This is a genomic window from Allochromatium warmingii, from assembly GCF_900107145.1.
GTDB classification, from domain to species: Bacteria; Pseudomonadota; Gammaproteobacteria; order Chromatiales; family Chromatiaceae; genus Thermochromatium; species Thermochromatium warmingii.
Map to the genome: position 1 here is coordinate 1 of NZ_FNOW01000062.1, position 11,917 is coordinate 11,917.

Sequence of the window (11,917 nt, forward strand, 5' to 3'; positions counted from 1 at the left end):
GATAAACGGCTGAGATCAAGCGGTTGAGTGATAATTGGCGTAGATTCTAATTTGATGCCAGTTTGCGCTAAGGCGTCGCGGATTTGCGGGAGCGCAATGTTCAATGTTTCACGGGCAACAGGATTCGGCGCACTAATTTGCACCTGTGGTATTCCATTCGTCTGAGTTTGACGAATTTCTAGTGTGCCTAAATTCGGCGGATCGAGTTTGATTTCAGCGTGAGCTTGGCCGGAATCAATCATTTGGCGGATGTGCTGAATTAGTGGTTGTTCGCCATTAGGTTGTGATAAACGGCTGAGATCAAGCGGTTGAGTGATAATCGGCGTGGATTCTAATTTGATACCAGTTTGCGCTAAGGCGTCGCGGATTTGCGGGAGCGCGGTGTTTAATGCTTCGCGGGTAACGGGATTCGATGCAACAAGTTGCACCTGTGGTATTCCATTCGTCTGCGTTTGACGAATTTCTAATGTGCCTAAATTCGGCGGATCGAGTTTGATTTCAGCGCGAGCTTGGCCGGAATCAATCATTTGGCGAATTTGCTGAATTAACGGTTGTTCGCCGTTTAGTTGTGATAAACGGCTGAGATCAAGCGGTTGATTGATAATTGGCGTGGATTCTAATTTGATGCCAGTTTGTACTAAAGCGTCGCGGATTTGCGGGAGTGCGGTGTTTAATGCTTCGCGGGTAACGGGATTCGATGCAACAAGTTGCACCTGTGGTATTCCATTCGTCTGCGTTTGACGAATGTCTAATGTGCCTAAATTCGGCGGATCGAGTTTGATTTCAGCGCGAGCTTCGCCGGAATCAATCATTTGGCGAATGTGCTGAATTAACGGTTGTTCGCCATTGGGTTGCGATAAGCGGCTGAGATCAAGTGGTTGAGTGATAATCAGTGTTGGTTCTAATTTAATGCCAGTTTGTGCTAAGGCATCGCGGATTTGCGGGAGCGCGGTGTTTAATGCTTCGCGGGTAACGGGATTCGATGCAACAAGTTGCACCTGTGGTATTCCATTCGTCTGCGTTTGACGAATGTCTAATGTACCTAAATCCGGCGGATCGAGTTTGATTTCAGCGCGAGCTTGACCAGAATCAATGATTTGGCGGATGTGCTGGATTAACGACTGTTCGCCGTTGGGTTGCGATAAGCGACTGAGATCAAGCGGTTGAGTGATAATTGGCGTAGATTCTAATTTGATGCCAGTTTGCGCTAAGGCGTCGCGGATTTGCGGGAGCGCGGTGTTTAATGCTTCGCGGGTAACGGGATTCGATGCAACAAGTTGCACCTGTGGTATTCCATTCGTCTGAGTTTGACGAATGTCTAATGTACCTAAATCCGGCGGATCGAGTTTGATTTCAGCGCGAGCTTGACCAGAATCAATTATTTGGCGAATGTGCTGAATTAGCGGTTGTTCGCCACTGGGTTGCGATAAACGGCTGAGATCAAGCGGTTGAGTGATAATCGGTGTGGATTCTAATTTAATGCCAGTTTGCGCTAAGGCGTCGCGGATTTGCGGGAGCGCAATGTTCAATGTTTCACGGGCAACAGGATTCGGCGCACTAATTTGCACCTGTGGTATTCCATTCGTCTGAGTTTGACGAATTTCTAGTGTGCCTAAATTCGGCGGTTCGAGTTTGATTTCAGCGCGAGCTTGGCCGGAATCAATGATTTGGCGAATGTGCTGAATTAACGGTTGTTCGCCGTTTGGTTGCGATAAACGGCTGAGATCAAGCGGTTGATTGATAATTGGCGTGGATTCTAATTTGATGCCAGTTTGTACTAAAGCGTCGCGGATTTGCGGGAGTGCGGTGTTTAATGCTTCACGGGCAACAGGATTTTGCGCACTAATTTGCACCTGTGGTATTCCATTTGTTTGCGTTTGACGAATGTCTAATGTACCTAAATTCGGCGGATCGAGTTTGATTTCAGCGCGAGCTTGGCCGGAATCAATCATTTGGCGGATGTGCTGAATTAACGGTTGTTCGCCGTTTGGTTGCGATAAACGGCTGAGATCAAGTGATTGATTGATAATCGGTGTGGATTCTAATTTGATGCCAGTTTGCGCTAAGGCGTCGCGGATTTGCGGGAGCGCAATGTTCAATGTTTCACGGGCAACAGGATTCGGCGCACTAATTTGCACCTGTGGTATTCCATTCGTCTGAGTTTGACGAATTTCTAGTGTGCCTAAATTCGGCGGTTCGAGTTTGATTTCAGCGCGAGCTTGGCCGGAATCAATGATTTGGCGAATGTGCTGAATTAGCGGTTGTTCGCCATTGGGTTGTGATAAACGGCTGAGATCAAGCGGTTGAGTGATAATTGGCGTAGATTCTAATTTGATGCCAGTTTGCGCTAAAGCATCGCGGATTTGCGGGAGTGCGGTGTTTAATGCTTCACGGGCAACAGGATTCGGCGCACTAATTTGCACCTGTGGTATTCCATTCGTCTGAGTTTGACGAATTTCTAGTGTGCCTAAATTCGGCGGATCGAGTTTGATTTCAGCGTGAGCTTGGCCGGAATCAATGATTTGGCGGATGTGCTGAATTAACGGTTGTTCGCCGTTGGGTTGTGATAAACGGCTGAGATCAAGCGGTTGAGTGATAATTGGCGTAGATTCTAATTTGATGCCAGTTTGCGCTAAGGCGTCGCGGATTTGCGGGAGCGCAATGTTCAATGTTTCACGGGCAACAGGATTCGGCGCACTAATTTGCACCTGTGGTATTCCATTCGTCTGAGTTTGACGAATTTCTAATGTGCCTAAATTCGGCGGATCGAGTTTGATTTCGGCGCGAGATTGTCCAGAATCAATCATTTGGCGAATGTGCTGAATTAGCGGTTGTTCGCCGTTGGGTTGCGATAAATGGCTGAGGTTGAGCGGTTTATTCTCTGGTGCTAGACGCCGTGAAGTTATATGATTAGATCGAACACTAAATGACTCGACGCTATTCTGTATTGTTGGCGTATTAAATAAAGGGATTTCAGTCGCTTCAGCCGCAATAGGTAGTGTCTCGATACCATCAAGTGCCAGCGTCGCATTTAATTGAGGCTGCACCGTTTCTAATACATCTCGGGCGACCGGATGCGCGGCAATAAGTTGTATTTGTGGCGTTGTTCCAGTCTGAACAAGGCGCAATTCGAGTGTACCTAAACTCGGTGGATCTAATTTAATTGTTGTGCGATCCAGACCGGCATCAATTAATTGATGAACATGTTCAGCTAAATGCTGCTCGCCGCCAGGTTGTAATAAATGATTGAGCACTAGGGGTTGAGTGGTCAGCTCTGAAATAGCCGTTTCGCGTGGCGGCTCGACTGATGTGGCGGTCAGCGGTGCTGTCCAAGCGCCAGCGGCTGCGCGGCTTTGCAAATATTGCGCATACTGCGATGCACGCATGACAACCGGCTCAGTCATCGATTGGGCTTCAACGCTAGGTTGTGGCGCAATTCCAGTCACGGGCGCAGTTTGAACTGCGACAGGTTCAACTGTCGGTTGTGGTGCGATGGTTGGAGCCGAAGCCGCTTGAGGTTTCGGCGCAATTCCAGTCACAGGCGCAGTTTGAACTGCGACAGGTTCAACCGTCGGTTGTGGTGCGATGGTCGGAGTCGGAGCCGCTTGAGGTTGCGGTGCAATTCCAGTCACGGGCGCAGTTTGAACTGCGATGGGTTCAACTATTGGTTGTAGTGCGATGGTCGGAGCGGGAGCCGCCGGACGTTGTGGCGCAATTCCAGTCACGGGCGCAGTTTGAATTGTGATGGGTTCAACTGTCGGTTGTGGCGCGATGGTCGGAGCCGGAGCCGCTTGAGGTTTCGGCACAATTTCAGCTACAGGCGCAGTTTGAGCCGCGACGGGTTCAACTGTCGGTTGCGATGCGATGGTCGGAGCCGGAGCCGCCGGACGTTGCAGCGCAATTCCAGCTACGGGCGTAGTTTGAACTGTGACAGGCTCAACTGTCGGTTGTGGTGCAATGGTCGGAGTCGGAGTCGGAGTCGGAGTCGGAGCCGCCGGACGTTGTGGCGCAATGCCAGTCACGGGCGCAGTTTGAGCCGTGACAGGTTCAACTGTCGGTTGCGGTGCGATGGTCGGAGTCGGAGCTACCGGACGTTGCGGCGCAATTCCAGCTACAGGCGCAGTTTGAACTGTGACAGGTTCAACTGTCGGTTGTGGTGCGATGGTTGGGGTCGGAGCAGCTTCAGCTACGGGCGTAATTTTTTGAACCGTGATGGGTTCAACTATCGGTTGTGATGCGATGGTCGGAGCCGGAGCTACCGGACGTTGCGGCGCAATTCCAGCTACAGGCGCAGTTTGAACTGTGACAGGTTCAACTGTCGGTTGTGGTGCGATGGTTGGGGTCGGAGCAGCTTCAGCTACGGGCGTAATTTTTTGAACCGTGATGGGTTCAACTATCGGTTGTGATGCGATGGTCGGAGCCGGAGCCGCTTGAGGTTTCGGTGCAATTTCAGTCACAGGCGCAGTTTGAACTACAACAGGTTCAGCCGTTGGTTGCGGCATCGTCACAGATGGCACACGCTCCGCTGCCAACAAACGCCCAGCTTCGCCTAACCGCTCCAACATTGTTGTCGGCAGTGCAGCGGTCTTGTCATTCGTCGGCGACTGTTTTGGCGTTGCCGTCACAGCAAACTCAGCAGTCAACGGCATCGGCGCTGGAGCGGGCGCAGGCGGCATCTGCGCCTGTGCCAAAAATGCCGCAACCAACGCCTCGTCATTGATCGTCGCAACCGCCTCTGGATCGTCGCCGCGCTCGATCATCAACGACTTGATCTGCCCCGCCAGCGACTGACCGAATGCCGACGACCCCGACAGCTCCGCCGTCGGCAACGCGCCGCGCTCAGTCACGCCACCGAATAACTGCGATAGCAGCCCCGAAAGACCGGTTACTGTCTGCTGATTGCTTGGCAACATCGCCTTCACCCCTCGTCAGAGGTCGAAAAACCGCTGTCACGGTCTGGATTAGACGCCCAGCGCGTCGCCCACATATCGAGTTCACGCTGCTGACGCCGCCCCTCACCAACCGCATCAAAACGCCGCCGCCGTTCGATCAGTTTTTCCAGAGAACGACTCGCCTGATGCCGCTCCATCCACACTGCCCGCGCCTGTTCAAGCCGATTTTGCGCGGCGGCAACGCGCAATTCCTGCTGTTGCACCGCCTCACGCAATTGATGGTGCATCAGCGAAAGCTGTTTAATTAAATGCGCGTCATTCGGAATCGGCGCATTCAGATACGAATTTTGATAATCTGTTAATTGCGCCTGTTGCGCTTCGGCTTGATTGAGATCGGCGAGCCGAGTCGCTAATGCCACAGCAGATTCATTCTCTTGGGCTTCACGGATTTTTAATAAACGCTGAAACCGTTTGACGCTCATCGCTCATGCCTCGCTCAAGCAAAATCAGTTTAACGACCCGTCGCCAGACCTAAGAGTTCAAATAATTGACGGCGCGAATCTTCAAAACTCGCTTTATCGAGCCGACCTTGCGCTAAATAGGCTTCCAGACGCGGATTCATTGCCACTGCTTCATCAAGTGCCGGATCTGCGCCTTTGCGATAGGCACCGACGGCAATTAAATCGCGGTTGCGGGCATAGGTGGACATCAGATTACGAAAGCGAAACGCCGCTTTTTGATGTTCCGGTGTGACTACCGCGCTCATCACCCGCGACACTGATGCGCCGACATCAATCGCCGGATAGCGTCCGGTTTCGGCAATTTCACGCGCCAAAACCACATGACCGTCGAGAATCGCTCGTGCTGAATCGACAATCGGATCATTTTGATCGTCACCTTCAGCCAGCACGGTATAAAACGCGGTAATTGAACCGCCGCCGCGATCACCATTGCCGGCCCGCTCGACTAATTGCGGCAGCCGCGCAAAGACTGATGCCGAATAGCCTTTCGTTGCCGGTGGTTCACCAATCGCCATCGCAATTTCACGCGCTCCCTGCGCAAAGCGCGTTAATGAATCCATCAGCAATAAGACATTCAAACCCCGATCACGGAATGATTCGGCAATGGTGGTCGAAACCCACGCGCCATGCTGACGTAATAGCGGCGATTGATCCGCAGGCACCGCAACAACGACGGTGCGCTGGCGTGATTCTTCATCGAGAATATCGTAAATAAATTCATTGACTTCGCGGCCACGCTCGCCAATTAAACCGACAACAATGACATCGGCTGCCGTGTGCCGCGTCATCATGCCCAGGAGCACGCTTTTGCCGACGCCGCTGCCAGCAAATAACCCGATGCGCTGGCCGCGCCCGACCGAGAGCAGGCCGTTGAGTGCGCGAATCCCGACATCAAGCGGCTCCGTGACCGGCACGCGCCCGAGTGGATTCATCGGTCGCCCTTCAATCGGGGCCAGTTCAGCGGTGCGGATCGGGCCGCCGCCGTCAAGCGGCTTGCCGAGGGCGTCGATCACCCGCCCTAACAACGCTGGCCCCACTGGAATGCGCCGCGCTTGTTCGAGCGGTTCGATGCGTGCGCCCGGAGCCAGCCCTTCGAGCTTGCCTTCGGGCATCAGAAAGGTGCGCTCACCCTGAAAGCCCACGACTTCCGCGCCCAGTAGCGTGCCGTTGGTGGTATGGATCGCGGCGCGACCGCCGACCGGCAGGCGAATGCCCTCAGCTTCGAGCGTCATGCCGACCATGCGCGACAACCGCCCTTCGGGTTGCGGCGCGGGGACATCCTCGACGCGCTGTTGGGAGCGAGCGAGCCGGTCGCGCAACGCATGAACCAGTTGTTGCGTGCCCTGTTGCTTCAGATCGGCGATCACATCGCTCATGGCGGCGTGGTCGTGCTGCTAGGGTGCCGCGCTGGTGCGTGGCTCAAAGACAAAATCCGTGTCGTCGAACGGGCCATCATCGAGCAGGCGGTCGATGTCAGATGGCTCGGATGGCTCGGCTTGCGCAATTTGTTCGGTTGGCTCAGATTCGGCAGCGGATGTGGCGTGCGGCGCAGCTTCGTCCTGAACTTCTGGCACGACTGCGGGGGCCAATTCGAGCGGGGGCGCTTCGGCTTGAACGTCTGGCTGAACCTCTAGCGGCGGTGCGCTCACGGCATCCTGTACCGCTAACGGCTTGGGCGGATGCAGTTCTCCCCAAATGGCGTCAATACTTTGACGCAGACGGGCATCTAGCGTCGCATCAATCCGACTCGGGCCGCTCATCAGAACACAGCCGCCGCGTTCGATCTCCGGATCTGCGACCCAAGTAAGCTGTTCATCGCGGGCGGCGGCATAAGCCATCAGCCATGATTGATCCTGCGGATTGACATGCAGCCGGATCGGATGCTTGCGCGAAGGCAACTGTTGCAGCGCCACATGCAATACTTGCTGAATACGTTCCGGCGCGTGCGTCAATTCGGCCATCACCACGCGCCGCGCCATCGCTGACACCAGCACCAATAATTCTGGCTCCAGCGCATCGGCGGAATCGGCCAGCGGATCGGCCAGCGACTGCGCGATGCTTTCCAGCGCCGCGACCGTCTCACGCAGGGTCTGAGCTTCGGTCTCGCGCCATGCCTGCTCACGGGCGGCGCGTTCGGCCTGCTCAACCGCCGCTTCCGCTGCCGCCTGCGCCCGCCCCTCGGCATAGCCGCGTTCGTAACCGTCACGATAACCAGCCTCAGCCGCTTCGCGCTGCGCTGCCTCGATCATCGCTGCGATCTCTTCGGCAGTTGGCGGTGGCGGTTCTTCTGGTTCGAGGATCTCTGCGACCGGCTCGACCACCCCCACCAGCGGCGGCAACCAACGCTCTGCGGTCGCGGCAGCAGCGTGTCCAGATGCCAAGATCGGTTTCACAGCATCGCCTCCCCACCCTTGCCGCCGAGCACGATGTCGCCGCTTTCAGCCAAGCGTCGCGCCACGGCGAGGATTTCTTTTTGTGCGGCTTCCACATCGCTGACGCGCACCGGCCCTTTGGCTTCCAAATCCTCGCGCAACATCTCAGCAGCACGCTTGGACATGTTCTTGAAAATCTTGTCTTTTAGATCATCATCCGCGCCCTTGAGCGCCAGCACCAGCGATTCGGTGCTGACTTCGCGTAGCAGCGTCTGGATGCCGCGATCATCGACATCTATGAGATTGGCGAAGATGAACATCAGCTCTTGGATGCGCTCGCTCAAATCGGCATCGACCTGGGTGATGCCTTCCATAATTGCCGTCTCGCGTGCGCCTTCCATGAAATTGAGAATATTGGCAGCGGCTTGCAGTCCGCCAACCATCGAAGATTTTGCGGTATTTTTGCCCGAAAGCTGACTTTCGAGGATTTCGTCGAGTTCTTGCAGCGCCGCCGGTTGCACGCCGTCGAGTGTGGCGATGCGCAAAATCAAATCTGATTGCATCCGTTCGGGCAGATAAGACAGCGTTTCGGCGGCCTGATCGGGGTCAAGATGCGAAATGACAATAGCGACAATTTGCGGATGTTCGTGGCGAATAATCTCGGAAATCGCCCGCGCATCTAGCCATTTGAGTGCTTCGAGACCTTTGGAATTGCGCCCAAGCAAAATGCGATCAATTAAACCAGAGGCTTTATCTTCGCCCAGCGCCGCGCACAATAAATTACGCACATAATCATCGGCACCGATACCGAGCGCGGTTTGATCGTGGATCAATTCCGAAAACTCGCGTAACACTGCGTCAATATCGGAGCGGGTGACGCGCTCCAGCGAGGCCATTGCGCCACCGATGCGCTGCACCTCTTTTGGCCCCATATAGCGCAACAATTCAGCGGCATATTCTTCGCCCAAGCTCATCATAAAGATGGCCACGCGCTCGGCACCGCTGTACTTCGGCTTATTGTCATTGTCCATTGGCACTTTTGCTATCCTCCCCTAGCCATTGCTTCATGACTTGCACGACCCGTTTGGGATCTTCGCGTACCATCTCGCGGATGGCTTCGAGGTCAAGCTGTTGCTGACGATCCAGCTCTTTGGGCGCACTGAGCAGCGAGGCGATAGACGTTGATTCTTGCGACAGCGACAGCGTTTCTTCGCCGAGTTCGTCTTCACCGGCCGAGCCATCGGTCAGGGCCGGTAGCTCGCCATCTTTCTCCAGTGCTTCGGGCGTCGGCTCTGGCTCCGGCGGCTTGGGCAGCAAGAGTTTCATCACCGGCCGCACTACGGCTAAGAGCACAATCAGCGCCAGCAGCAGTCCGCCGATAATCTTGACCAGTTCGAGGAACCAGGGCTGTGTCCAGATCGGCTCGGCGTCCTCGGCGGCATCGGCGACAAAAGAGGCTGAACGCACTTGCAGCGAATCGCCGCGCTCGCCATTAAAACCAATCGCCTCGCGCACCAGCTCGCGCAGCGTTTCCATTTCCGCTTCCGAACGCGGCTGGCGGATCGGTTCCCCAGCGTCATTGACCTGATCGACATAATCGACGACGACGGCCGCCGTGAGCCGTTTGACGGTACCCGGCACTTCCTGAATATGCGAGATCGTGCGATCGACTTCGTAATTGCGCGTCGTCTGCTGGGTGCGCGTACTGGGCATCTGCGCTTTCTGATCCTGTCCGGCCACCGCTGGCTGACCGACCACCCCGCCAGCGGGCGGCTGATTGGTCAGCGCCCCAGGAATACCGCCGACAAAGGGATCGGCCCCGAGGCGCTCTTCATCGCGTTGCAATTCTGAACGCACCGCGCCCTGATCGGGGTTATAGCTTTCCTGGGTGCGCTCGACCTGCGCAAAATCCAAATCTGCCGAGACTTGCACCCGCACGCGGTCGCGTCCGACCAGCGGCGTGAGCAGTGCTTGCACCCGATCCACATAGCTGGATTCAACGCGATGGGTATATTCGAGATGATCCAGACTCAGCCGCCGATTGTTGTCATCATCATTAGATGTCAACAAGCGTCCGCTGTGATCGACCACCGTGACGCGCTCGGGCATCAGTTCCGGCACGCTGGACGAGACCAAATGCACAATCGCCTTAACTTGGGTATCAGTCAGACTGCGATTGCCTTTGAGATGCACGACAACGGAAGCACTCGGCGGCACGCGCTCGCGCACAAACACCGAACGCTCGGCTTTGGCCAGATGCACCCGCGCTTTTTCGACCGAATCGAGCGCAGCAATCGACCGTCCGAGTTCTCCTTCTAGCGCCCGTTGAAACCGCGCCCCTTCCATCAGCCGACTGGTACCAAAGCCAGAGTCTTGCTGCAACAGCTCAAAACCGATGTCAGCCGCTTTTGGTAAGCCCTGACCGGCCAGTTGCAACCGCGTTTCGGCGACGCGCTGTTGTGGAATCTCGATGCGTCCGCTGCTGTTATCGACGCGATAGGGCACGCCGAGTTTGGTCAGCACTTCCATCACCTCGGCGGCTTCGGCGCTTTCAAGCTGACTAAACAAAGGCACATAGGTCGGGCGCAGTGCCCAAAACAGAATCGCCACCACCGCGACTAGCCCGCCGGCCAGAATCCCGAGCAGCGCGATTTGACGCCCCACGGGCATGTCCCGAAACCCTTGCAGTCCCAGCGCCAGACGGCCACTCAAGGTATTGGGCACAGCTGGCGGAGGCGGCGGAGTTGGGGTCGGGCTGGAGGTGGTGGTTTCAGCGACAGCAGTATCCATAGCAGCACAATCAGGCTAGGCGGAGGTTTAGGCGGTGCGGGCGCACGCGCTTTACACCTGCATACTCATGATTTCCTGATACGCCGAGAGCAGACGATTGCGCACCTGATTGGTCGCCTCAAACGCCAGACTCGACTTATTCATCGCGACCATCACTTGCGGTAGGCTGACGCTGGTGTCACCAAATTCAAAGCGCGTCTGCAAGTTGTTCGATTCCTGCTGCATATCGTTGACGCGGCGCAGCGCCTCATGCAGATGCTGGCCAAAACTGCCAACGGAAGCGTTTTGAGCCAGTTCCGCCTCAGCAGGCACCGTGGTCAGCGTCGCGGAATCCTCGACCTGACTAGCGTGGCTGAGGGTGCGCAGGTGCAGGTGGGCAGACTGAATCGGCAGCTCGCTCATGATGGGGACGCTCCGGCGGCGTAGGACTGAGTGAAGAGGGGGCGGCTCGTCTGGGCGCAAGCATGGAGCGCGAACCAAACGGGGGACAGCCATCAAGGGATGTCCAGCGGACTGCAAGTTGAATGCCAGTGATAATGCGCTATCGGCGGGATAAAAGCGACGTTTTTTTGACGCTGTAGTCTGAAATCAGACACTCGACGCTACTGATGCGTGGCCGCCACGCGAGGCGATGAACTGTGCGACTGTGCTGTAAACCGCTAGAAAAATAGCTAGAGAAAAAAATAGCTAGAGTTCTGCGGCCGCGTCGCGGGCGTCGCGTTCTAGCCCAAATTTGCGCATCCGTTCGACCAGCGTCGTGCGGCGCATTCCTAAGCGCCGGGCAGCGCGGGCGACGACAAAATCATTGTGTTCGAGCGCAACCTGAATCATCCGCCGTTCCAGATCGTTGAGATACTCGCGCAGTTCGATGCCCTCGGGCGGCAACACATCCTCGCTGGCGCGGGGCAAGGTGACGGTCGGCAACGGCTCCAGCTCACCGAGACCGGGCGGGCGAAACTCCAGCCCATCGGGCCGAAAGCGACTGGGCAACTGCGCCAGATCAACCAGTTGATTGGGATACATGATCGAAAGCTGTTCGAGCAAATTGGCCAGCTCGCGCACATTGCCCGGCCAGGGCTGCTGGCTCAAATGCCCAAGCACCGCTGGCGTCAGCCGTGCTGGTTCACTACCCTGTTCCCGCAATCGCGCTTCAAGTGTCGTAATCAGTAGCGGAATATCGCTCGGGCGCTCGCGCAGTGAGGGCAATTCAATCGGGAACACATTGAGGCGAAAAAACAAATCCTGACGAAATAAACCCGCTTCAACGGCTTCTTCGAGATTGCGATGTGTGGCAGAAATAATACGGGCATTCGCCTGAATAGGCTTATTCGAGCCAACGCGC

Annotated in this window: 8 protein-coding genes; all 8 read right to left on the reverse strand. The window is 55.8% G+C overall.

Translation table 11 applies throughout. From position 1 onward, the window contains the following. On the reverse strand, nt 1–4,913 hold a 4,913-nt coding region (locus BLW10_RS12950; RefSeq protein WP_091335332.1), incomplete at its 3' end, for a flagellar hook-length control protein FliK. 5 nt (nt 4,914–4,918) lie between these two features. Continuing rightward, the gene (gene fliJ / locus BLW10_RS12955) at nt 4,919–5,374 is read right to left on the reverse strand and encodes a flagellar export protein FliJ (protein ID WP_091335334.1); all 456 of its coding nucleotides are present in this window, start codon (nt 5,372–5,374) and stop codon (nt 4,919–4,921) included. A gap of 29 nt (nt 5,375–5,403) precedes the next feature. After that, the gene (locus tag BLW10_RS12960) at nt 5,404–6,789 is read right to left on the reverse strand and encodes a FliI/YscN family ATPase (RefSeq protein WP_091335336.1); all 1,386 of its coding nucleotides are present in this window, start codon (nt 6,787–6,789) and stop codon (nt 5,404–5,406) included. Between the two features lie 18 nt (nt 6,790–6,807). Continuing rightward, a complete protein-coding gene (locus tag BLW10_RS12965; RefSeq protein ID WP_091335338.1) occupies nt 6,808–7,806 on the reverse strand; it encodes a FliH/SctL family protein in 999 nt (332 codons plus the stop codon). Further along, nucleotides 7,803–8,816: a flagellar motor switch protein FliG gene (fliG, locus tag BLW10_RS12970; RefSeq protein WP_091335340.1), complete on the reverse strand. Its 1,014-nt coding sequence runs from the start codon at nt 8,814–8,816 to the stop codon at nt 7,803–7,805. The genes BLW10_RS12965 and fliG overlap by 4 nt, the downstream gene beginning before the upstream one ends. Next, entirely contained in the window at nt 8,806–10,455 is a 1,650-nt protein-coding gene (gene fliF, locus BLW10_RS12975; RefSeq protein WP_245709406.1) for a flagellar basal-body MS-ring/collar protein FliF, read from the reverse strand. Before fliF ends, fliG begins: the two co-directional genes overlap by 11 nt. Before the next feature lie 171 nt (nt 10,456–10,626). Next, on the reverse strand, nt 10,627–10,977 hold the full coding sequence (fliE, locus tag BLW10_RS12980) for a flagellar hook-basal body complex protein FliE (RefSeq protein WP_091335344.1): 351 nt from the start codon (nt 10,975–10,977) through the stop codon (nt 10,627–10,629). Nucleotides 10,978–11,262: 285 nt separating this feature from the next. Beyond that, on the reverse strand, nt 11,263–11,917 hold a 655-nt coding region (locus BLW10_RS12985), incomplete at its 5' end, for an AAA-type ATPase lid domain-containing protein (RefSeq protein WP_143117085.1).

What these genes read in the sequence shown, in the direction of transcription:
- fliE (WP_091335344.1), bottom strand. Translation starts at nt 10,977, where the DNA reads ATGAGCGAGCTGCCGATTCAGTCTGCCCACCTGCACCTGCGCACCCTC.
- fliG (WP_091335340.1), bottom strand. Translation starts at nt 8,816, where the DNA reads ATGGACAATGACAATAAGCCGAAGTACAGCGGTGCCGAGCGCGTGGCC.
- fliF (WP_245709406.1), bottom strand. Translation starts at nt 10,455, where the DNA reads ATGCCCGTGGGGCGTCAAATCGCGCTGCTCGGGATTCTGGCCGGCGGG.
- BLW10_RS12960 (WP_091335336.1), bottom strand. Translation starts at nt 6,789, where the DNA reads ATGAGCGATGTGATCGCCGATCTGAAGCAACAGGGCACGCAACAACTG.
- fliJ (WP_091335334.1), bottom strand. Translation starts at nt 5,374, where the DNA reads ATGAGCGTCAAACGGTTTCAGCGTTTATTAAAAATCCGTGAAGCCCAA.